This is a genomic window from Streptomyces xingningensis, from assembly GCF_054957865.1.
Window position 1 is genome coordinate 49111 of sequence record NZ_JBDJPF010000034.1, and the last position, 20931, is coordinate 70041.

General features: G+C 71.5%; 21 protein-coding genes. 15 read left to right on the forward strand and 6 right to left on the reverse strand.

What is annotated here, in order from left to right:
* Positions 1-55: 55 nt before the first annotated feature.
* From ABCR83_RS19025 to ABCR83_RS19050, 6 genes are all read left to right on the forward strand, one after another.
* Entirely contained in the window at positions 56-994 is a 939-nt protein-coding gene (locus tag ABCR83_RS19025) for a cellulose-binding protein (protein ID WP_462696251.1), read from the forward strand.
* Positions 995-1119: 125 nt separating this feature from the next.
* Entirely contained in the window at positions 1120-2094 is a 975-nt protein-coding gene (locus ABCR83_RS19030) for an ABC transporter ATP-binding protein (protein WP_462696252.1), read from the forward strand.
* A 2-nt stretch (positions 2095-2096) separates the two neighbouring features.
* Positions 2097-2867 (forward strand): ABC transporter permease, encoded by a 771-nt coding sequence (locus ABCR83_RS19035; protein ID WP_462696253.1) that lies wholly within the window; start codon positions 2097-2099, stop codon positions 2865-2867.
* Positions 2868-2872: 5 nt separating this feature from the next.
* Positions 2873-3706: a hypothetical protein gene (locus ABCR83_RS19040; protein ID WP_462696254.1), complete on the forward strand. Its 834-nt coding sequence runs from the start codon at positions 2873-2875 to the stop codon at positions 3704-3706.
* Positions 3707-3788: 82 nt separating this feature from the next.
* Entirely contained in the window at positions 3789-4916 is a 1128-nt protein-coding gene (locus ABCR83_RS19045) for an ABC transporter ATP-binding protein (protein WP_462696255.1), read from the forward strand.
* Complete coding sequence (locus tag ABCR83_RS19050) at positions 4913-5797, forward strand: ABC transporter permease (RefSeq protein ID WP_462696256.1); 885 nt, start codon at positions 4913-4915, stop codon at positions 5795-5797. Before ABCR83_RS19045 ends, ABCR83_RS19050 begins: the two co-directional genes overlap by 4 nt.
* A 31-nt stretch (positions 5798-5828) precedes the next feature.
* Here the strand turns inward: ABCR83_RS19050 and ABCR83_RS19055 are convergent, their stop codons facing one another.
* Positions 5829-6167, reverse strand: a complete 339-nt coding sequence (locus ABCR83_RS19055; protein WP_462696257.1) for an ATP/GTP-binding protein — start codon at positions 6165-6167, stop codon at positions 5829-5831.
* A gap of 198 nt (positions 6168-6365) precedes the next feature.
* Here ABCR83_RS19055 and ABCR83_RS19060 point away from each other — a divergent pair, with 198 nt between their 5' ends.
* A complete protein-coding gene (locus ABCR83_RS19060; protein ID WP_462696258.1) occupies positions 6366-7391 on the forward strand; it encodes an LLM class flavin-dependent oxidoreductase in 1026 nt (341 codons plus the stop codon).
* 90 nt (positions 7392-7481) lie between these two features.
* Here the strand turns inward: ABCR83_RS19060 and ABCR83_RS19065 are convergent, their stop codons facing one another.
* A complete protein-coding gene (locus ABCR83_RS19065; protein ID WP_462696259.1) occupies positions 7482-7874 on the reverse strand; it encodes an SCO5389 family protein in 393 nt (130 codons plus the stop codon).
* Between the two features lie 209 nt (positions 7875-8083).
* Here ABCR83_RS19065 and nucS point away from each other — a divergent pair, with 209 nt between their 5' ends.
* Positions 8084-8746 carry an endonuclease NucS gene (gene nucS, locus ABCR83_RS19070; protein ID WP_462696260.1) on the forward strand — a complete coding sequence of 221 codons (663 nt, stop codon included), beginning with the start codon at positions 8084-8086 and terminating at the stop codon, positions 8744-8746.
* A 63-nt stretch (positions 8747-8809) separates the two neighbouring features.
* Here nucS and ABCR83_RS19075 read toward each other — a convergent pair whose 3' ends face one another.
* The 3 genes from ABCR83_RS19075 to ABCR83_RS19085 all read right to left on the reverse strand — a co-directional run bounded on the left by ABCR83_RS19075 (position 8810) and on the right by ABCR83_RS19085 (position 12911).
* Positions 8810-11311, reverse strand: coding sequence for an ATP-binding protein (locus tag ABCR83_RS19075; protein ID WP_462696261.1), 2502 nt, complete (start codon positions 11309-11311; stop codon positions 8810-8812).
* A gap of 208 nt (positions 11312-11519) precedes the next feature.
* On the reverse strand, positions 11520-11894 hold the full coding sequence (locus ABCR83_RS19080; protein ID WP_462696262.1) for an STAS domain-containing protein: 375 nt from the start codon (positions 11892-11894) through the stop codon (positions 11520-11522).
* Positions 11895-12062: 168 nt separating this feature from the next.
* The gene (locus tag ABCR83_RS19085) at positions 12063-12911 is read right to left on the reverse strand and encodes a 3-hydroxyacyl-CoA dehydrogenase family protein (RefSeq protein ID WP_462696263.1); all 849 of its coding nucleotides are present in this window, start codon (positions 12909-12911) and stop codon (positions 12063-12065) included.
* Positions 12912-13209: 298 nt separating this feature from the next.
* On the opposite strand from ABCR83_RS19085, the gene ABCR83_RS19090 reads away from it, so the two are divergent.
* The 4 genes from ABCR83_RS19090 to ABCR83_RS19105 all read left to right on the forward strand — a co-directional run bounded on the left by ABCR83_RS19090 (position 13210) and on the right by ABCR83_RS19105 (position 15520).
* Positions 13210-13500, forward strand: a complete 291-nt coding sequence (locus ABCR83_RS19090) for a hypothetical protein (RefSeq protein ID WP_462696264.1) — start codon at positions 13210-13212, stop codon at positions 13498-13500.
* Positions 13482-13895, forward strand: coding sequence for a PIN domain-containing protein (locus tag ABCR83_RS19095; protein WP_462696265.1), 414 nt, complete (start codon positions 13482-13484; stop codon positions 13893-13895). Before ABCR83_RS19090 ends, ABCR83_RS19095 begins: the two co-directional genes overlap by 19 nt.
* An 86-nt stretch (positions 13896-13981) precedes the next feature.
* On the forward strand, positions 13982-14854 hold the full coding sequence (locus ABCR83_RS19100) for an NAD-dependent epimerase/dehydratase family protein (protein ID WP_462696266.1): 873 nt from the start codon (positions 13982-13984) through the stop codon (positions 14852-14854).
* Positions 14855-14947: 93 nt separating this feature from the next.
* Entirely contained in the window at positions 14948-15520 is a 573-nt protein-coding gene (locus ABCR83_RS19105; protein WP_462696267.1) for a cob(I)yrinic acid a,c-diamide adenosyltransferase, read from the forward strand.
* A 130-nt stretch (positions 15521-15650) separates the two neighbouring features.
* Here the strand turns inward: ABCR83_RS19105 and ABCR83_RS19110 are convergent, their stop codons facing one another.
* A complete protein-coding gene (locus ABCR83_RS19110) occupies positions 15651-16199 on the reverse strand; it encodes a hypothetical protein (protein ID WP_462696268.1) in 549 nt (182 codons plus the stop codon).
* 169 nt (positions 16200-16368) lie between these two features.
* Between ABCR83_RS19110 and ABCR83_RS19115 the strand changes: the two genes are divergently transcribed.
* The 3 genes from ABCR83_RS19115 to ABCR83_RS19125 all read left to right on the forward strand — a co-directional run bounded on the left by ABCR83_RS19115 (position 16369) and on the right by ABCR83_RS19125 (position 20710).
* Positions 16369-17568, forward strand: coding sequence for a sensor histidine kinase (locus ABCR83_RS19115; RefSeq protein ID WP_462696269.1), 1200 nt, complete (start codon positions 16369-16371; stop codon positions 17566-17568).
* On the forward strand, positions 17565-18239 hold the full coding sequence (locus ABCR83_RS19120) for a response regulator (RefSeq protein WP_462696270.1): 675 nt from the start codon (positions 17565-17567) through the stop codon (positions 18237-18239). Before ABCR83_RS19115 ends, ABCR83_RS19120 begins: the two co-directional genes overlap by 4 nt.
* A 206-nt stretch (positions 18240-18445) precedes the next feature.
* A complete protein-coding gene (locus tag ABCR83_RS19125) occupies positions 18446-20710 on the forward strand; it encodes a glycosyl hydrolase family 18 protein (RefSeq protein ID WP_462696272.1) in 2265 nt (754 codons plus the stop codon).
* The last annotated feature ends 221 nt before the right edge of the window (positions 20711-20931 follow it).

Consider the following 20931-nt stretch of genomic DNA (forward strand, 5'->3'; position numbering starts at 1 on the left):
TCTCGCCCCTAGGATTCCCTCTATCACCTCACCGGTCTCTTTCGACAGGAACCCCATGAGCGACACTTCCTCCCCCTTCGGCTTCGAGCTCGTGCGGCGTGGATACGACCGCGGCCAGGTGGACGACCGCATTACCAAGCTCGTCGCCGACCGTGACAGCGCACTGGCTCGGATCACCTCTCTGGAAAAGCGCATCGAGGAGCTGCACCTCGAAACGCAGAACGCTCAGGCCCAGATCAATGACTCGGAGCCGTCCTACGCGGGGCTCGGGGCACGGGTCGAGAAGATCCTTCGGCTGGCCGAGGAAGAGGCCAAGGATCTGCGCGAGGAGGCCCGGCGGGCCGCGGAGCAGCACCGTGAGCTGGCCGAGTCGGCGGCGCAGCAAGTGCGCAACGACGCCGAGTCGTTCGCCGCCGACCGCAAGGCGAAGGCGGAGGACGAGGGCGCGCGGATCGTCGACAAGGCGAAGGGCGATGCCTCGACGCTGCGTGCCGAGGCGCAGAAGGACGCCCAGTCCAAGCGCGAGGAGGCGGACGCCCTCTTCGAGGAGACGCGGGCCAAGGCGGCCCAGGCGGCGGCCGACTTCGAGACCAACCTGGCCAAGCGCCGCGAGCAGTCCGAGCGCGATCTGGCGTCTCGTCAGGCGAAGGCGGAGAAGCGGCTGGCGGAGATCGAGCACCGGGCCGAGCAGCTGCGCCTGGAGGCGGAGAAGCTGCGCACGGACGCGGAGCGCCGGGCCCGGCAGACGGTGGAGACGGCGCAGCGTCAGGCGGAGGACATCGTCGCCGACGCCAACGCCAAGGCGGACCGGATCCGCAGCGAGTCCGAGCGCGAGCTGGCGGCGCTCACCAACCGCCGGGACAGCATCAATGCGCAGCTGACGAACGTGCGCGAGATGCTGGCCACGCTGACCGGTGCGGCGGTGGCCGCGGCCGGTGTCCCGGGCGACGACGAGCCGATCTCGCGCGGCGTCCCGGCCCAGCAGAGCCGCTGAGGTCAAGGTGTTCGGGGGGACCGCCCGGCGCGCCGTATGCCGCTGTCGTACGGCGCGCCGGAGCAGCGGTTACGGACTTGCCGGCTCCGGTGGCGAGGCGTTCCGCATGCCCTTACCGTGGGTGAATGATCGAGCTTGAGGGGCTGACCAAGCGCTACGGCGACAAGCTCGCCGTGGACAACCTCACCTGTACCGTGCGGCCCGGTATCGTCACCGGTTTCCTGGGCCCCAATGGGGCGGGCAAGTCGACGACCATGCGGATGATGCTCGACCTCGACAACCCGACCGGCGGCACGGTCCGTATCGACGGCAAGCACTACCGGCAACTGCACAATCCGCTGCGGACGGTGGGCGCCCTGCTGGACGCCAAGGCCATCCACGGCGGCCGCAGCGCCTACCACCACCTGCTGTGCCTGGCGCAGAGCAATGGCATCCCCAGCTCCCGGGTGCGGGAGGTGCTGGATGTGGTCGGCCTCTCGGCGGTGGCCAGGAAGCGCTCCAAGGGCTTCTCGCTCGGCATGGGCCAACGGCTGGGCATCGCCGCCGCGCTGCTCGGCGACCCGCAGATCCTGATGTTCGACGAGCCGGTCAACGGCCTCGACCCCGAGGGCATCCACTGGATCCGCAATCTGATGAAGAGCCTGGCCGCCCAGGGGCGCACGGTCTTCGTCTCCTCGCACCTGATGAGCGAAATGGCGCTCACCGCCGACCACTTGGTGGTCATCGGCCAGGGGCGGCTGCTCGCCGACACCTCCATGTCCGACTTCATCGCGCAGAACTCCCGCTCCTATGTGCGGATGCGCTCGCCCGACCGGGAGCGGCTGCGCGAAGTGCTCTCGGGGGCCGGGATTTCCGCCACGCCGGATGACGAGGGTGCTCTGGAGGTGCACGGCGAGGATGCCGCACACCTGGGCGAGCTGGCCGCCCGCCACCAGATCACCCTGCATGAGCTCAGCCCCCAGCAGGCCTCGCTGGAGGAGGCCTTTATGCAGCTCACCGCCGGAGCCGTGGAGTACCACGCGCACGCCAACCACATGGCGACGCCACCCGAGCCGCCGGCCGGGGGCTGGGGGGCCGACTGGCAGCAGAAGGGATCCTGACCATGGCGGTGGCAACGCAGGTCCTGCGCTCGGAATGGACGAAGATCAAATCCGTGCGTTCCACGGTGTGGACGCTCGGCATCGCCGTGGTGGTGACCGTCGGCCTCGGAATACTGATCAGTGCACTGGCCAACAACGGCTTTGACAAAATGTCCATGAAGGACAAGCTCACCTTCGACCCGACCTTCATCAGCTTCGCCGGCATGGGCCTGGGCCAGCTGGCACTGATCGTTTTCGGGGTGCTGGTGGTAGCCAATGAATACAGCACCGGAATGATCCGCACTTCGCTGGCCGCCGTTCCCCAGCGCGGCACTTTTCTGTTCAGCAAGATCGCCGTGGCCACACTGCTCGCCCTGGTCGTCGGCATGGTCACCAGCTTTCTGTCCTTTTTCCTCGGCCAGGCGATGCTGGGCGACCACCGGGCGCACATCGGTGATCCGGGCGTGCTGCGCGCGGTCCTCGGCGGCGGCCTCTATATGACGCTGATCACGGTGTTCTCGATGGGCGTCGCCGCGATGCTGCGCAGCCCCATGCTGTCGCTCGGCATTCTGATGCCGTTCTTCTTCCTGATCTCCAACATCCTCGCCAGTGTGTCCGCCACCAAGAAGGTCGCCGAATACTTCCCCGACAAGGCGGGCCAGAAGGTCATGCAGGTCATCGAGGGGACCGACGAGGCCCCTTACGGCCCCTGGGGCGGTCTCGCGATCATGGTGCTCTGGGTGCTGGCCGCGCTGCTGGGCGGCTACGCCGTGCTGAAGAAGCGCGACGCGTAGGCCCGATGGACCGGACGCTGCGCGCGCTCGGCCTGGACACCGTGCCGTTCCGGCACCCGCTGACCTATCCCGGCCGCCCGGTCCCCGGCCCGTGCCTGCTCACCGGCCGGGAGCTGCTCCCGCTGCGGGTACGGGCGGCGGCGCTGGGGACCTGGCAGGTGCCGGGCGACGACCGGACCGTGCGGCTGGACCAGGCCCTCACCGCCCTCGGCCAGGCGCCCGTCGCCGAGCGCCACCCCGTCATCGCGGTGGGCTCCAATGCCTCCCCCGCCCAGGTGGTGCACAAGCTGGAAGGCCGCTCGCTGCCGGTCGCCGTGCCCATGGTGCCGGTACGCGTACCCGGCATCGCGATCGGCTGCTCGGCGCATATCGGCCGGGCCGGCTATGTGGCCGCCGCCCCCTACGCCGACCCGGCCGCCGAGACCGGGCTGGTGATCAGCTGGCTGGATGCGGCGCAGCTCGCGGCCATGGACGTCACCGAGCTCCACTACCGCCGGGTGGCACTGTCCGGGGACGCCTTCGCCCTGACCCTGCCGTCCGGGGAGCGGCTGCCCGGCGCGTCCGTCTATGTCTCCCACCACGGTGTGCTGCTGGACCCGGCCACCGGCCGGCCCCGCCCCGGCGGGGGCGACCAGGGCACCCTGCTCACCGCGCTGCTGCGGGCCTCGCCCCGGCTGCGCGCCCTGCTCGGACCCGATCCGGCCGACTGGACACAGCGGGCCCGGGCCGAGGAGGCGGTACGGGCGGAGGGCGCCCGGATCTTCGTCGAGGAGGGCTGGGTGCGGCCGCCCGGCGATCTCCCCTGGCCAGCCGCGCAAACCCATGGCCATTCGCGTTGAATTCGAGGGAACCGTCAACCCCTCGTTATCCTCCTTACCCGAACGGGGGCAGTTGCCCCGACCATCTCGCGAGGGGCGGAGAATGATCGAGGCAGTCGGCCTGACCAAGCGCTATGGCGCCAAGACGGCCGTGCACAATCTGACCTTCCAGGTGCGGCCAGGCGCCGTCACCGGCTTTCTGGGCCCCAATGGCTCGGGCAAGTCGACGACCATGCGCATGATCCTCGGCCTGGATATGCCAACGGCCGGGCAGGTCACGATCGGCGGACGCCCCTTCCGGCAGCTGCCGAACGCCCCCCGGCAGGTCGGTGCGCTGATCGACGCCAAGGCCGTGCACGGCGGCCGCAGCGCCTACCACCACCTGCTGTCCCTGGCCCAGCTCTCCGGGATCCCGGCCCAGCGGGTGGACGAGGTGCTGGCCGTGGTGGGCCTCACCGAGGTGGCCAAGAAGCGCTCCAGGGGCTTCTCGCTCGGCATGGGCCAACGGCTGGGCATCGCCGCCGCGCTGCTCGGCGACCCCCAGGTGCTGCTCTTCGACGAGCCGGTCAACGGCCTCGACCCCGAGGGCATCCTGTGGGTCCGCAATCTGATGAAGCGGCTGGCGGCGGAGGGCCGTACGGTCTTTGTCTCCTCGCACCTGATGAGCGAAATGGCGCTCACCGCCGACCACTTGATAGTGATCGGGCGCGGGCAGCTGCTCGCCGATATGAGCATCCAGGACTTCATCGCCGCCAACTCGGCCGGCTTCGCCCGGGTCCGCATACCCGACGGGCAGCCGGAGCAGCGCGAAAAGCTCACCACCGCGCTGGTCGAGGCGGGCGGCCAGGTGCTGCCGGAGCAGGACGGCGCGCTGCGCATCACCGGCCTGCCGCTGCCGCGCATCAGCGAGGTCGCCCATGCCTCGGACATCCGGCTGTGGGAGCTCTCCCCGCACCAGGCCTCCCTGGAGGAGGCATACATGCGGATGACCCAGCACGCGGTCGACTACCGCTCCACGGCGGATCTGCGGGCCGGTTTCCAGCAGCCCGCCCCGGGCCACGGCGCCCCGGGCGCACCGCTGCCGCCGGGCTGGAACGCGCCGGGCGGCTATCCGGTGCTGCCGGGCGAGCAGCCCAATCCCTACGCCCGGCAGCCCTCGGCCGCTCCCCCGCCGCCGCAGAACGCTCCCGCCCCCGAACCGACCACGCGCGACAACGAGGACGCCCGATGACCGCCCCGATGCCCCCGCAGCCACCCGCGCCCCCGCAGCCCGCCCAGCCGCACTGGCCCGGCGCGGCGGTCCCGGGCGGCTATGTCTCGCCGATCCCGGTGCGCGAGGCGAACCTCGGCGACGCCGTCAAGGCCGAGTGGACCAAGATCAAGTCGCTGCGGTCGACGATGTGGACGCTCGGCGTGATGCTGCTGGTCGTGATCGGCATCGGCACGCTGATGATCCTGGTGGCCGACAGCAAGCTGTCCGAACAGGACCTCACCGACGTCACCCCGCTGAACCTCGGCTTCACCGGCGTCCTGCTCGGCATCATCCCGGTGCTCACCCTGGGCGTGCTGACGATCTCCTCCGAGTACGGCACCGGACTGATCCGCACCACGCTCACCGCCTGCCCCAGCCGCACCCGGGTGCTGGCGGCCAAGTCGATCGTGTTCTTCGCGCTGACCTTTGTGATGACCCTGATCGCGACCGTGCTGGTGGCGCTCCTCGGCGAGGGGGTCCTGAGCGGCCGGACCGGGCAGGACAGCACCGGCTCGGAGTGGCTCAAAGCGACCTTCGGGGTCAGCATCTATGTGGCACTGCTGGGGCTGATCGCGCTCGCCGTGGGGGCCATGCTGCGGCACTCGGCCGGTGCCATCACCACCATGCTGGGCGTGGTGCTGCTGCCGCTGATCCTGGCGATGTTCCTGGGGAGCTTCCACTCGCTGCAGAAGGCGCTGCTCGAGTACTCGATCCCCATGCAGCTCGCCGCCATCTACGGGACCTCCTCCGACACCTCGACCTCGGGCCCCGGCACCGGGACGGTGATGCTCATCGCGGTGCTGGCCACGGCGGCCGCGCTGGCCGGTGCCTACGCCGTGATGACCAAGCGCGACGCATAGGCCCTGCCGGGCACGCCCCAGGGGATGCCCCCTAGCGACGCGGCGCGTTACGAGACCGCTGGAGCCGGGCGCTCCGGCGGTCTCGCGCGTTCCAGCAGGCCTTGTGCCAGTGCCGCCGGTCCTCGACCCCGGCGCCGTACTGCGGCCAGGCGACCAGGTGCGGCACCCCGGGCGGGATCTCCTGGTCACAGCCGGGGCACCGGTAGTGCTTGGCCGCCGCCCCGCCGCCGATCATGCGCACCGACCACTCCTCGCCCTGCCAGCTCTCGGTGCGCTCCAGTCCAAAGCGCTCGCCGCCCTCCTCCCGCTCGCGCGGAACGTCGGCTCGCCTGTCGGCTCCGCCTCGCGGGCGGTTTCGGCGCGGAGACACGGGGCACCTCGGGGCGTCTGGGGGGCTACGGGTTGTGACCAGCCTACGCGGCACGGTCACCATCCCGGCCGGGCCCCCTCCTCTGTGATCATCATGAAAACCTTCCGTACGCCCGTACCTTCGGGCACCTGTCAGGCGTTATTGCCTCCAGGGGGGCGGCGTTCGATCGCCAGTCCGTCGCTAGGAGGCACGCAAGCGATGCGCGTTGGAGCATTCGTCCTGGCCGCCCAGTTCCCGGGCCAGGGCCATGCAGAGGCTCTCTACCGGGCCGTACGGACGGCGGAGGTCGCCGAAGAGGCCGGGCTGGACGCGGTCTGGGTGGCCGAGCACCACTTCGTCCCCTATGGCGTCTGCCCGTCCGCGGTGACGCTCGCCGCCCTGATGCTGGGGCGCACCCACCGGATCGGCGTGGGCACGGCGGTGAGCGTCCTGCCGACCGCGCACCCGGTGGCCCTGGGCGAGCAGACGGCCCTGCTGCACCTCACCTCCGGCGGCCGGTTCACCCTTGGGGTGGGCCGGGGTGGACCCTGGGTGGACCTGGAAGTGTTCAACTCCGGCCTGGGAGCTTACGAAGAGGCGTTCCCCGAGTCCCTCGCACTGTTGATGCGCTGGCTGCGCGAACCCCGGGTCGGGTCGGCAGGTGAACGTTTCGCCTTCCGGGAGGTCCCGGTCGTGCCCCGCCCCGACGAGCTGCTCGACCGGCCCGGACCGCCGGTGATCGTCGCCTGCACCTCGCCCGCGAGCGTCCGGCTGGCGGCCCGGCACGGGCTGCCGATGCTGCTCGGCATGCACAGCGCGGACGAGGAGAAGGCGGAGATGATCGCCCTGTGGCGCAAGTGCGCGCTGGAGGCCGGGAGTTCACCCGAGGCGGTCGCCGCGGCCGGGCATGTGTCGGCGGGCGTGCTGCAGATCGCGGACCGGTGCCCGGAGGCCGCGGAGACCCTGCTGAAGGCGATGCCCGGGTGGCTGCACCAGGGGCTCGGCGCGCATGTGACGGTCGACGGGCGCGTCCGCCGGATGCGCGACCCGCTGGCCTATACCGAGCTGCTCTGCGGTCTCCACCCGGTCGGCTCGCCACGGCTGTGCGCGGACCGCCTCGCGGCCACCGCCGAGCGCACCGGCATCAGCCGGTTCGCGCTGCTGTCCGAGGGCTCCGGCGACCTCGCCGCCACCGAGGAGAACCTGCGCCGGCTCGGCTCCGACGTACTGCCCCTGCTCGGCTGAACGCTTCCGGTTCCCCGGCCACAGGATCCGGGGAGCTGCCGCTCCCGTACCGATCGCACCTCCCGTGTGCGGAGCGGCAGCAGCGGTGCGTCAGCAGTCGCGAAGCTCCGGTGACTGGTTCAGCACCTGCCCCCGCATCGAGGTGAAACGAGCCAGGCGCTCGTCCACCGAGGCGTCGAGCGGAAAGACCGCAACCCGGTGGCAGTTCTGGAACGCCAGGCGGACCCCGAAGTGTCGCTGCAGCGCACCGCGAATCGCGTCACTCGCCATGGCCCGCAGCAGCTGACCACGCGCCTGCTCGTCCGGCGGCGGCGTACGGTTGTCGGCAAAATCACCGCCGTACATCGTGAGCCGGTCCACCAGCGAGCTGATCATCTCCCATGCGTAGGGCAGGGAGTTCCGGACGCAGTCGACGAATTCCTTTTCGTCGACCTCGCCTCGCTCGGCCTGTTCGAGGAGGGCCGGTGAGACGTCGAGCGACATGGGTTCTCCTCTCGCGACCCCGCGAGCGGGGTCTCAGGGATGGGCGAGCGGACGACGACGCCCTGTGCCCGTACGACGACCGCCCGCTTCAACGGTAATCCGGCCACTGTCGCCCCACCAGGAGAACGCACCTACAACTGGCCAAAGCCGAAGGGGTCCATCCAGGGCGAATCGCGTGGACCACCAAGCGTCGAGTAGCGTTTCACACCATGCGTCTCGTCATTGCCCGTTGCTCCGTGGACTACGCGGGCCGGCTCACCGCCCATCTGCCCTCCGCCCCCCGTCTGATCCTGGTGAAGGCGGACGGAAGCGTCAGCATCCATGCGGACGACCGGGCCTACAAGCCCCTCAACTGGATGTCCCCGCCCTGCACCCTCAAGGAGGGCGACGGAGACATCTGGACGGTGATCAACAAGGCGGGCGAGAAGCTCATCATCACCATGGAGGAGATCCTGCACGACTCCTCGCATGAACTGGGCGTCGATCCGGGCCTCATCAAGGACGGCGTGGAAGCGCACCTCCAGGAGCTCCTGGCGGACCGCATCGAGACGCTGGGCGAGGGCTATGCGCTCATCCGCCGTGAATACCCCACCGCCATCGGCCCGGTGGACATCCTCTGCCGGGACGCGGACGGCCGGACGGTGGCCGTCGAGCTCAAGCGGCGCGGCGAGATCGACGGCGTGGAACAGCTCACCCGCTACCTCGAACTGCTCAACCGCGATCCGCATCTCGCCCCGGTGCGGGGCATCTTCGCGGCCCAGGAGATCAAGCCGCAGGCGCGGGTGCTGGCCACCGACCGCGGCATCGGGTGCGTCGTCCTCGACTACGACGCACTGCGCGGCATCGAGGACGACAAGCTGCGGCTGTTCTGATCCGGCCCAGGAGCGGTTTGAAGATCCGGGCCGGGAGCCCGGCCCGGATCTTCAACCCACTCCCTACGCGACCGGCCTCGACGGGCGCCCGCCACCGCCCGGGGCGGTCCCGCTCGCCGAGTTGCTCCCGCCACTCGACTGCGGGGTCCCGGCCGGCGGCGTCTTCGGCGGGCTCTTCGTCGGCGGCGTGGGCTCGTGCGTCACGGGCGGCGGCGTGGTCTTCCCGTCGCCGGGCGACTGGGTAGGAGAGTGCGAGGGCTCACCGCTGGGCGTCGGCGGCCGGTGCGTACCGGGCGACCCGCTCTCCGAGGCGGGCGGCGAGGCGCTCCCGGACGCCCCCGGCGAGGAGGAGGCCGCGCCACTCGGCCCGGCCGTCCGCCCGGGCCGCTCCGGCTGCCCGGACCGGCCCGGGGCCGGAGCGCCGCCGGACTCCCCCGCCGCGGGCTGGTCGGCGTTCAGCCCGCCGTCGCCGTCCTGCCGGGACGCGGACTGGCCGGGCTTCACCTTCTCCGAGTGCCCGCCGCCACCGCCGTGCCCACCGGAGGCCGCCCCGAGGGTGACGGCCGTACCCAGCACGGCCGCCAGCAGCACCCCCGCACCCGCCGCCAGCAGATTGCGCCGATTGCCGCCCGCCATCAGCCTCTTGGCCAGGGATCCCGGCTCCGCCGGCCGCCCGCCCGGCGCGCCCCCGGGCGCCACCGGCGCCGGAATCCGGCTGATGATCGTGGTCGTGGCATCGTCCGGGTGGTACCCGGCGAAGGCCCCCGGCGCCCCCGCGGACGGCGAGGCGGACTCCTCCCGGCGCGCGTCCGGCACCTCCTCCCCGGCAGGCGTACGGCCGTCACCCGCACCCGGCGGCACCGGCGGCAGCGCTGCCGCGGGCACCCCCTCGGCCGGCCGGGACCGGTCCGCGACCAGCGCCAGCGCCCGCCGCCCGGCGACCGCGCCGCGCTTGTCCTTGAGCGCCCCGCGCATCCCGACGGACGTCTCCAGCTCGGCGCGGGCCCGGTCGAGGTTGCCGGTGCACAGCGCCAGCACCCCCAACTCATGGTGGAAGTACGCCTCTTCGCCGACCTCCCCGGCCAGCCGGGCGGCCTCCTGGCCGTACCGCAGGGCGCGCTCCCACGCGCCCCAGTGCAGCGCCGCCGCGAACGCCGGGGCCGCCGTACGGGCCAGCAGCACCGCGGCGGCCGGCTGCCCGGCCCGGCCGCCGGTGACCAGCGCGCCCAGCGCGGCGAGGATCGCGTCCGCCTCGGCCGCGATGCGCTCCGGGGCGACCGAGGGGTGCCCGGCCCACCAGGAGTAGTGCTGTGCGGCGGAGTGCGCCCGCTCCCCGGTGTCCGCGCCGTGGGGTGCGCCGTCCGCGCCGAGCAACTGCTCGGCGACGCCCGCCGCCAGCCGGTAGTGCGCGCCCACCGCGGTGATCAGCCCACCGGCGAGCAACTCGCCCACGGCGGCGTCCGCATGGGTGTCCCCGACGAGCGCGGGCAGCTGCGCCTGGTGCGGCACCTCGCCGCCGAGCGCCAGGGCGAAGCCCAGGGTGGCCCGGGCGGACTCGCTCAGCCCGGCGGCGAGCAGCGTGACCGGGGCGGCCGCCTCGGCGACGCTGGGCAGCGCACCCCGGCCGTCCTCCTCGGCGGGGCCGTCGACGGGGATGCTGTACGGCTTCTCGTCCCCCTCGGTCACCTCCGTCACATCCAGGCCCAGGCGCTGCCGCAGCAGCGCCCCCGCCTGGACGAACCGCAGCGGCAACCCCTCCGACTCGAACCAGAGGTCCGCCACCCAGTCGGCTTCCTCGTCCGTGAGCGGCCGGCCGACGGCGGCCTCCAGCAGCTCCAGGCAGTCGGTGCGGTCGAGCCCGCCGAGGAACACCTCCTCCAGGTGGCAGTCCGCGGAGGGCGCGGCGATCCCGGGCGTGGCCGCCAGCAGCCAGGCGCACTCGGGGGTGGCGTCGAGGAGTTCGTCGAGCGCGGCGCCGCCGAACTCGAGGTCGTCGAGGACCACCACCGCGCCGATCTCCCGCACGGCCGCCAGCAGTTCGGCCCGGTCGGGGCGGTACAGCGGCGCCCGGTGAACGGCCGCGAACAGCTCATGGAGCAGATCGGTGGTGGTGCGGCGGTGGCCGCTGAGCCGTACCACGCCGTCCGGCGCCAGGGTCACGCAGTCGGCGGCGACGGCATCCAGCAGCGTGCTGCGCCCGGTTGCGGCGGGGCCGGTCACCCGCACCGAGCGGCCGCGCGACAGCAGCCGGCCCAGTCGCTCGCGCTCCTCCGCCCGGCCCACCAGCGGCAGTCGGGGCCCGGCCGGGCGGGCGGGGGCCGGCGGAGCGGCCGCCCGGAGCAGCTCGGCGCGCTCGGCGGTGCCGAGGCGTTCGGGACGGGCGGGGAGCCTGCCGGGCGGGCAGGACTCTATCTCGCTGCCGTCGACGGGATTGACGGTCAGCAGGTAGTCCCCGGCGACGAGTTGGACGACCCTGGCGAGCGCCGGGGCGTTCTCGGCGGCTCCCCCGCCGTCGCGGCCCTCACCGTTGTCCGGTGTCTCGGGTGCCCGGTTCGTCGGGTCCATGGTCAAAGCCCCCCAGTCGCGTGGCGTGCCGTCGTGCCCTCCCGGCCTGTCCGCGCTCTTGCGACCTCAGGTCCGGCGCCCGCCGAGGGCTTTCGAAGCGACGGGAAACCGAACAGACCTTGGGACAGTATCGCCGACGAAAAGGGTGCCGAGTTCCCCCGGGCGTAACAGTCCCGTGAGGAATCGGGTCACTCGCCTCGCATACGGCTCAGCCGGCCCGCTCGCACGCGGGGAGGGAGTCGCACGCGGGGAGGGAGGAGGGGCCCGGCTCGGGGGCGCCCTGGGCGGGCTCGCCCTCGATGGCGAGGATGCGATGCAGCCGGGTGGCCACCAGCACCCGCTGCATCCGGTCCGGCACCCCCCGCAGCACCAGCCGCCGGCCGGTGCGCCCGGCCCGGCGGTGGGCGCCCATGATGACGCCGAGCCCGGTGGCGTCCCAGGAGTCCAGCTCGGTCAGGTCGAGGACCAGATCACCGCGGCCGGCGTCGAGCGCGGAATGCAGGACCGTACGGGCGTCCGCCGCGTTGCGGACGTCGAGGCGCCCCCCGACGACCAGTTCGGCATGGTCGCCCCTGATGTGCATATGCGCTCCCGGGAGTGCTGCGTGGTGGACGGGGTTCGACGAGTCCTCAGCTTGCTAAAGAACAGCCTGCTAAAGAACTGACTGCCTCTCACACGACAAAGTTGCCGCCTGTAAGCGAATCAATAGCGAATTCACGCCGTAGGGTGAACGGATTTTGGCGTTTCCCGGTCAGTACTGGTAAAAGCCCTGACCGCTCTTGCGTCCCAGGTCTCCCGCGTCGACCATCCGGCGCATGATCTCCGGCGGCGCGAACTTCTCGTCCCGGCACTCGGTGTAGATGTTGTCCGTGGCGTGCAGCAGGATGTCCACGCCGGTCAGGTCGGTGGTCGCCAGCGGCCCCATCGCATGCCCGAACCCCAGCCTGCAGGCGATGTCGATGTCCTCGGCGCTGGCCACCCCGGATTCACAGAGCTTGGCCGCCTCGACCACCAGCGCCGAGATCAGCCGCGTGGTGACAAATCCCGCCACATCGCGGTTGACCACGATGCAGGTCTTGCCGACCCCCTCGGCGAACTCCCGTGCCTTGGCCAGGGTTTCATCGCTGGTCTTATATCCGCGCACCAGCTCACACAGCTGCATCATCGGCACCGGGGAGAAGAAGTGGGTGCCGACGACCCGTTCGGGGCGCCGGGTGGCGGCCGCGATCTTGGTGATCGGAATGGCGGAGGTGTTGGAGGCCAGCACCGTCTCGTCCTTCACCAGGCCGTCCAGGGTGCGGAAGATCTCCCGCTTGGTGTCGATGTCCTCGAAGACGGCCTCCACGACGATGTCCGCGTCGGCGGCGGCGTCCAGCTCGGTGGTGGCCGTGATCCGGGCCAGCGCCTGCTCGGCGGCGGCCGCCTCGAGCTTGCCCTTGGAGACGAACTTGTCGTACGAGGCCTTGATCCCGTCCGTCCCGCGCTTCAGGGCCTGGTCGGTGACATCCCGCAGCACGACCTCCCACCCGGCCTGGGCAGAGACCTGCGCGATCCCGGAACCCATCAGTCCGGCCCCGATGACGGCGAGCTTCTTGGCCACAGCTGTCTCCTGACTCCCTGTACATATGCGCTCTCGGGCGGACCTTAGCGCCCGTCGGCGCGCCGTTGGGAGGTTAGAGATGCGCGTCACGTCCTGTTTGACGGACGTCACACTCCGCGGCCCATCGACCGGACCACACACCTCAGTTGGGCCACTTCCGTACCAGCGGTCACAGGGCCGGGCGTACCGCGTACCGGCCTTCACCGACGCGCCGGCCGTCTCCTCGACCCTGGGCACCCGCTTCTTCCGCCGAGCGAGCGTATAGCCATTTACTAAAGCGATTGCTAATCTCGGTCGTATGGAGACCAACCCACCCGAGCCCGGCATCGGCGAGGGCCCCGCCAAGGCGATCAGCGTATCCCTGCCCGAGGGAACAGTGCGCGCGCTGCGTCAGACCGTGGGCAACCGCGGGGTATCCGCCTTGATCGCCACGGCGGTTGAAGAACACCTGCGCAACCGCGCCACGCTCGACTACCTCGCCGAGTACGAGAAGGAACAAGGCCCCTTCACCGCCGAGGAGAAGCAGGAAGCCGCAGACATCTGGTCGCGCGCCGAGACCCGGGAGACCGAGTGGCCCGCGGCCGGATGACGGGCGGTGGCACGCTCGTCCTAGACAGCCAAGGTCTCTCGCGCTACCTGGAGCAGGACCGCCGGGTCATGAACCTGGTCCGGTCGGCGGTGGAACGCGGTGCCGACCGGGTCGTCAGCGGCGCAACACTGATCGAAGCGCAGCACAGCGGTATCAAACGCAGCCGCTGGGACTACGTGCTCTCCCAACTGCGAATCGAGCCATTGAGCGTCGTCTGGTCGAAGGAAGCGGCGCTCTTGCTGTCGGAGACCGGGCTGCACGGCCACAAGTACGCCATCGATGCGATGGTCGCCGTAACCGCTCTACATCAACAGACCCCCGTCGTCATGCTCACATCCGACCTGGACGACATGGAGAAGCTGTGCGGAGGCCGGATCACCCTGCTCCCCGTGTGAGCCGGCGAGCACCCGGCGAAGTTGCCCACGCAACCGCGGTGCAACTGGCCCAAACCCCCGCCGCTGCCGCGGCCTAGCCTTGGCCCATGCGGATCTTTGTTGCGGGCGCCACCGGCGTCGTGGGTCGTCAGCTCGTCCCCCTGCTGTTGGCGGCCGGGCACCAGGTCACCGGGGCCTCCCGGTCCCGGGCGGGCACCGAGCGAGTGCGCCGCCAGGGTGCGGCGGCCGTCCAGGTCGACGCCCTGGACGCGGACGGCCTGCGGCGCGCGGTGGCCGAGGCGGCCCCGGAGGCGGTGATCCACCAGCTGACCGATCTCTCGGACGCCGATGCGGCCGCCACCGGCCGGCTGCGCCGCGAAGGCACCCGCAACCTGGTGGACGCGGCCAGGGCCGCCGGGGTGCACAGGATCGTCGCCCAGTCCGTCTCCTGGGCATACGCCCCCGGCGAGGGCCCCGCCGATGAATCGGTGCCGCTCGACGACGGGGCGGCGCAGCCGAGAGCCCGGCTGGTGGCAGGCATCCGGGCGCTGGAGGAGACGGCCGCCGAGCTGGACACCGCCGTGGTGCTGCGCTACGGCCTCCTGTACGGCCCGGGCACCTGGTACGCCCCCGGCGGGGCCGCCGCCGCGGCCCTGGCCGGCGACCCGGCCGTGCGCTTCCTGGGCAGCATCGAGGCGAATGACGCGGTGAGCTCCTTCCTGCACACCGCGGACGCGGCCCGGGCCGCGGTCGCCGCCCTCGACTGGCCGGGCGGGCCCGTCAACGTCGTGGACGACGAACCGGCGCGGGCCCGCGACTGGCTGCCAGTACTGGCCGAGGCCCTTGGCACGCCCGCCCCCGAGGCCACGGGGGGACGGCAGGACTGGGAGCGCGGAGCGGTCAACACCCTGGCCCGTTCCCGGGGTTGGCGCCCCGAGCGGCCGAGCTGGCGGACCGGCTTCGCACACCAGACGCCCTGAGGCGGGCCGCGCCGGAGGAGGCGTCGGCGAGGCCGCACGGGCCCAGCAGGGCGGCCGGGGCGCCGGAGGCGATTGCGCACTACGCTCGGACCCATGGTCAATCTGACGCGCATCTACACCCGCACCGGTGACAACGGCACCACCGCCCTCGGCGACATGAGCCGCACCGCCAAGACCGACACCCGGATCGCGGCCTACGCCGACGCCAACGAGGCCAACGCCGTGATCGGGGTCGCGCTCGCGCTCGGACAGCTGCCGAAGGAGATCGCACGGGTGCTGGTACGCATCCAGAACGACCTCTTCGACGTGGGGGCCGACCTGGCGACGCCGGTCGTGGAAGACCCCAAATATCCGCCGCTGCGGGTGGAGCAGTCCTATATCGACAAGCTGGAGGCGGACTGCGACCGCTTCCTGGAGGACCTGGAGAAGCTCCGCAGCTTCATCCTCCCCGGTGGCACTCCCGGCGCGGCCCTGCTGCACCAGGCGTGCACGGTGGTACGGCGCGCCGAGCGGTCCACCTGGGCGGCGCTGGAGGAGCACGGGGAGACGATGAACCCGCTCACCGCGACCTACCTCAACCGGCTGTCGGACCTGCTGTTCATCCTGGCGCGGACGGCGAACAGGGAGCTGGGCGACGTGCTGTGGGTGCCCGGCGAGAACCGCTGACCCACGGCGGAACCCGGCCCGGCCGGGGGTCCGGGGGTTGCCCCCCGGGAAAGCGCAGCATCCTGGCGCGGACGGCGAACCGGGAGCTGGGCGACGTCCTCTGGGTGCCCGGCGAGAACCGCTGACCCCCTCACTCCCGCCCGGCGGCCTCCGGCCGCTTGGGCCACATCGTGTAGCTCAGCGCGATGACCACATTGATGCCGATCACCAGCAGCATCTTCTGTTGCCACGCCCGCAGCGAGCTGATGTCCCCCGAGCTCCCCACGTACCAGACCGCCCCCTGCAGCAGGGCCAGCGCCACGACCGCGGCCAGCACCCACTGGCCCGCGACCTTCCACTCGTGCGCGGTCCGCGCGGCCCCGTACCTGGGCGGCTTGACGGGCGGCGGACCCCCGGCGAGGCGATGGGCGACGCGCTGGTCGACCCACTTGATCGTGGCATGGCCCAGGCCGACCGAGTAGCCGATGTAGACCGCCGCCAGGCCGTGCTTCCAGTCGGCGGAGGCACCGTTGCGCAGGTCCATCGCGGTGGCGATGAGCAGCACCAGCTCCAGCAGCGGCTCCAGCAACAGCACCGCCGCCCCCGCACGCGGCATCTTCGCCATGTAGCGCAGGGCGAGCCCGGCGGCCAGCAGCACCCAGAAGCCGACCTCACAGGCGATGATCAGCGTGACGATCACGGTTCGCTCCCTTCCCTCCGCCGGGTACACCCCAGCATCGCCCCCGGCCCGGGCCGGTTCGTCGTCGCGCGAGAGGATCCGCGGCTGCATCCTTCGATGTACCGGGCGCCCGGCCCCCGGCCTCCGGCAGGGGACGACCGCATCCCCTCTGACGTGCTGAGATGGACCCATGCCGGTCAAGCTCCGACTCCCCCGCCGCCCCGGCCGCCCGGAGACGCTGATCGCGGTCGCCGGGCTGCTCGGCGGGCTTGTGCTGTGGTTCCTCGGGCTGCGGAACAACCCGCCGCTGTTCGGCCTGCCACAGGAGCCGGCGCTGCTCGCGCTGCTCGCCATGTCCGTCGCGGAGCTGCTGCGGCGCACCGCACCGATGGCGGGCCTGGCGATCGGAACGGGCGCGCTCCTCCTCGCCATCGGCACGGGGCAGCTGGTGGTGACGATCCTGATGTACACGGATGTGCTCTATGCGGCCGTGCTGTACGGGTCGGCCGCCGCCGCCCGCCGCATCGCCCGCGCCTGCGAAGTGCTCACCGTGGCCGCCACGCTGCTCGCCCTGGCCCTGACCCACCAGCCGGGCGGGCTGCTCATCGGCTTCGCCGTCGGCATCGTCTTCATCGCCCCCGCCTGGACGGGGATCGGCGTCCGCACCCACCGGGACGCCGCCGAGGCCGCCCGGCTGGCTGCCGAACGCACCGCCCTGCTGGCCGAGTTGGACCGGCGCGAGGCGGTCGCCGCGGAACGCGCCCGGATGGCACGCGAGTTCCACGACATGATCGCCGGGCATCTGTCGGCCATCGCCATCCACTCGGCGGCCGCGCTCTCCATCGACGAGCCGTGGACCTCCCGCGAGGCCCTGGGGGTCATCCGGGAGAACAGCGTGCAGGGACTGGCCGAAATGCGGCGCCTGATCGGGGTGTTGCGGCACACCGGCGACGGAGAGCCGACCGCCAGCCCCACCCTGGACAGCCTCGACGTACTGCTCGACCACGCCCGTACCGCCGTGCGCGACGAGCGCTTCTCCTTCACCCTGCGGGACCACCGCGGACCGGCCCCGCTGCCCGCACCCGTCGAGCTGGCCGCGTACCGCATCGTCCAGGAGTCGCTCACCAACGCCGTCAAACACGCGGCCCCCGGCGAGGTGACGGTCGCGCTGAGCCGCGACGGCGACGGCGGCGGACCGCTGACCGTCCGGGTGACCAGCCCGCTGGGCCCCCTGCCGGACTCCCGTGCTCCGGGCGCCAGGGCGGGCCTGACCGGCATGCGCGAGCGCGTCGCCCTGGTGGGCGGGGCGCTGATCACCGGCCCGGCACCGGGCGCCGGCCACTGGGAGGTACGGGCCGAACTGCCCGTCGACCACGAGGAGAAGCCTTGAACGACCTGGACGCCGCCATCCGGGTGGTCGTCGCCGAGGACCACGCCGCCGTGCGCTCCGGGCTCGTCCTGATCCTGCGCTCCGCGCCCGGCATCGAGGTCATCGGTGAGGCGTCCAACGGGGAGGAGGCGGTACGCCTGGCGCGGGAACTGCGCCCGGACATCGTCCTGATGGACGTCCGGATGCCACGCCTGGACGGAGTGTCGGCCACCCGTCGGATCACCTCCGACCGGCTCGCCGATGTGCTCGTCCTGACCACCTTCGACCTGGACGAGTATGTCTTCGGGGCGCTGCGCGCGGGCGCCGCCGGCTTTCTGCTGAAGAACAGCGAGGCCGCCGACCTGGTGACGGCCGTACGGACCGTCGCGCGCGGCGAGGGCCTGATCTCCCCGGCCGTGACCCGGCGCCTGATCATGGAGTTCGCCCAGCAGCCGGCGGCCCCGGATCCCACCGCCGCCCCGGAGGTCCTCGCCCCGCTCACTCCGCGCGAGCGCGAGGTGCTGGCCTGCCTGGGTGAGGGACTGTCCAACGCGGACATCGGCGAGCGGCTGGGCATGGCGGAGACCACGGTGAAGACCCATGTCAGCCGGTTGCTGCCCAAGCTGGAGCTGCGCAACCGGGTCCAAGCGGCGGTACTGGCCCGGGAATTGGGTCTGGTCCAGACCTCTTGACCATTGGTACGGACCTTCTTACGCTCCCCTCACCACCGTAGTGAGCTCAACCCCCCACCCCCTGCAACTCGCTCACCCGGCGGCGCACAGGTCACGGACACCCCCCACAACACCCCCCACCCAATCCGGACCTCACTCGAGGAGCACCCTTGAGCACAGGAACCACCGGGCGTAACAGACACGCCCGAAAACCCCTCTCCACCCTGATGGCAGTGCTCACCGCGCTGCTGCTCCCGGTCGCGGCGCTCGTCGGCTTCACCGCACCGGCCCATGCCGCGAAGGCCCGCGAAGCGGGTCCTTCCGCAACGGCGACATTTGTCAAGACCTCCGACTGGGGGACCGGATACCAGGCGGAGTGGACGATCAAGAACACCGGCACCACGACCATCGACGCCTGGACCGTGGAATGGGACTTCCCCTCCACCACCACGGTCGGCGCCTACTGGGACGCGCTGATCACCAGCGCGGGCTCGCACTACACCGCCAAGAACCGTGAGTACAACGGCACCATAGCCCCCGGCGCCGGCGTGACCTTCGGATTTGTCGCGGCGGGCGACAAGGCTCCCACCGGCTGCAAGCTCAACGGGGGCTCCTGCGACGGCTCTTCGACCGGTACCCCGCCCAGCGCCCCCGGCAAGCCCTTCTCCACGGCGATCACCGCGAACAGCATCTCGCTGAAGTGGCCGGCCGCGACCGACGCCAAGGGTATCAAGAACTACGACGTCTACCGGGGCACCGCCAAGGTCGCCACCGTCGGCAAACTCGCCTACACCGACACCGGGTTGACCCCCGACACCGACTACACCTACACCGTGGTCGCCCGGAACGTCTCCGACCAGACCGGCCCGGCGAGCCCGGCCGCCACCTTCCGCACCACCAGGAGCGGCTCCGACAAGCCGCCCTCCGCCCCCGGCACCCCCCGGGCAACGGCCGTCACCGACACCGCGATCACCCTGGGCTGGACGGCCGCCACCGCGGACAAGGGGGTCAAGAACTACGACATCTACCGCGGCACCACCAAGGCCGGCACCGCCACCGGACTCACCTACACCGACACCGGGCTGACCCCGGGCGCCGACTACACCTACACCGTGGTCGCCCGGGACACCGCCGATCAGACCGGCCCGGCCAGCCCTCCGCTGACCGTACGGACCACCGGCGGCGGCGGACCCGCGGCCGACGCCCTCAAGGTCGGCTACTTCGTACAGTGGGGCATCTACGGGCGCGGCTACACCGTGAAGTCGCTGGACACCACGGGCGCGGCGGCCAAACTGACCCATATCAACTACGCCTTCTCCAACATCGACCCGAACAACCTCACTTGCCTCAATGGCGTCACCAAGGCCACCGGTTCCAACCCCGAGGATCCCAACCAGGGTGATGGCGCCGGGGATTCCTGGGCCGACTACGAGAAGGGCTTCGGGGCGGGCGAGTCCGTCGACGGCGTGGGCGACACCTGGGACCAGCCGCTGGCCGGCAACTTCAACCAGCTCAAGAAGCTCAAGGCCAAGTACCCCAAGCTCAAAATCAACATGTCCATCGGCGGCTGGACCTACAGCAAGTTCTTCTCCGACGTCGCCAAGACCGACGCCTCCCGGCAGAAGTTCGTGAAGTCCTGCATCGACATGTATCTCAAGGGCGATCTGCCGGTCAGCAACGGCCGCGGCGGCGCCGGGAGCGCGGCCGGGATCTTCGACGGCTTCGACATCGACTGGGAGTGGCCCGGCTCGGACGGCCACCCCGGCAACCATGTCTCCCCGGACGACAAGGCCAACAACGCCCTGCTGTTCGCCGAGTTCCGCCGGCAGCTGGACGCACTGGGCACCACCACCGGCAAGAAGTACCTGCTCACCGCGTTCACCCCGGCCGACCCGGCGAAGATCGCGGCAGGCTGGGAGATCGGCAGGTCCGGTGTCTTCTCGTCCATGGACTACGCGAACGTCCAGGGGTACGACTTCCATGGCTCCGGCAGCGACAACAGCTGGGAACCCAACCGCACGGGCCACCAGGGCAATCTCTACACCGACCCCAATGACCCTTACACCACCAAGTTCAGCGTGGACAAGACCGTCCAGACCTATCTGGACGCGGGCGTGGACCCGCGGCAACTGGCCCTGGGCCTGGCCTTCTACGGACGCGGCTGGCAACAGGTCGCCGATGGCGGCGCCCATGGCGCCTGGCAGAAGGCGAACGGGGCCGCGCCCGGCCAGTTCCCGGAGGAGGCGGGCACCCGCGGCTATGACAACCTGCTGGCTTCCGTCGGCAACCTGACCGTCCACCACGACGAACAGGCCGTCGCCACCTATGGGTTCACCGGTGACAACGGCCAGTGGTGGACCTTCGACGACGCCTGGTCCATCGGCAAGAAGACCGCCTGGCTCAAGACCAAGAAGCTCGGCGGAGTGATGATCTGGGAGATGTCCGGCGACAGCGGCACCCTGATGACCGCCGTCGACAACGGCCTGCGGTGACACCAGCGGTGGGGGGGGCCGGGACCCCCCCCCGGCACCCCCCCACCCCACATGACGGCCCCAGTGAAGAATGCCCCCCCGGCGCGCCCCCCCCCCCCCCCCCCAAACCCCCCCCCACCCCCGCGGAAAAAAACAAAACGAGCCGCCGAGGGGGGCGGGCGCAGTGCCCCCCGGGCGGCCCCCCCACGCCGCCGGGGCGGCGGGGAGGTGGTTGGAAAACA

Excerpts from the sequence above, each read along its gene's own strand:
- ABCR83_RS19045 (WP_462696255.1), top strand. The coding sequence starts at position 3,789 with ATGATCGAGGCAGTCGGCCTGACCAAGCGCTATGGCGCCAAGACGGCC.
- ABCR83_RS19105 (WP_462696267.1), top strand. The coding sequence starts at position 14,948 with ATGGTCAATCTGACGCGCATCTACACCCGCACCGGTGACAACGGCACC.
- ABCR83_RS19040 (WP_462696254.1), top strand. The coding sequence starts at position 2,873 with ATGGACCGGACGCTGCGCGCGCTCGGCCTGGACACCGTGCCGTTCCGG.
- ABCR83_RS19050 (WP_462696256.1), top strand. The coding sequence starts at position 4,913 with ATGACCGCCCCGATGCCCCCGCAGCCACCCGCGCCCCCGCAGCCCGCC.
- ABCR83_RS19060 (WP_462696258.1), top strand. The coding sequence starts at position 6,366 with ATGCGCGTTGGAGCATTCGTCCTGGCCGCCCAGTTCCCGGGCCAGGGC.
- ABCR83_RS19090 (WP_462696264.1), top strand. The coding sequence starts at position 13,210 with ATGGAGACCAACCCACCCGAGCCCGGCATCGGCGAGGGCCCCGCCAAG.
- ABCR83_RS19125 (WP_462696272.1), top strand. The coding sequence starts at position 18,446 with ATGGCAGTGCTCACCGCGCTGCTGCTCCCGGTCGCGGCGCTCGTCGGC.
- ABCR83_RS19030 (WP_462696252.1), top strand. The coding sequence starts at position 1,120 with ATGATCGAGCTTGAGGGGCTGACCAAGCGCTACGGCGACAAGCTCGCC.
- nucS (WP_462696260.1), top strand. The coding sequence starts at position 8,084 with ATGCGTCTCGTCATTGCCCGTTGCTCCGTGGACTACGCGGGCCGGCTC.
- ABCR83_RS19115 (WP_462696269.1), top strand. The coding sequence starts at position 16,369 with ATGCCGGTCAAGCTCCGACTCCCCCGCCGCCCCGGCCGCCCGGAGACG.
- ABCR83_RS19065 (WP_462696259.1), bottom strand. The coding sequence starts at position 7,874 with ATGTCGCTCGACGTCTCACCGGCCCTCCTCGAACAGGCCGAGCGAGGC.
- ABCR83_RS19025 (WP_462696251.1), top strand. The coding sequence starts at position 56 with ATGAGCGACACTTCCTCCCCCTTCGGCTTCGAGCTCGTGCGGCGTGGA.
- ABCR83_RS19080 (WP_462696262.1), bottom strand. The coding sequence starts at position 11,894 with ATGCACATCAGGGGCGACCATGCCGAACTGGTCGTCGGGGGGCGCCTC.
- ABCR83_RS19075 (WP_462696261.1), bottom strand. The coding sequence starts at position 11,311 with ATGGACCCGACGAACCGGGCACCCGAGACACCGGACAACGGTGAGGGC.
- ABCR83_RS19035 (WP_462696253.1), top strand. The coding sequence starts at position 2,097 with ATGGCGGTGGCAACGCAGGTCCTGCGCTCGGAATGGACGAAGATCAAA.
- ABCR83_RS19100 (WP_462696266.1), top strand. The coding sequence starts at position 13,982 with ATGCGGATCTTTGTTGCGGGCGCCACCGGCGTCGTGGGTCGTCAGCTC.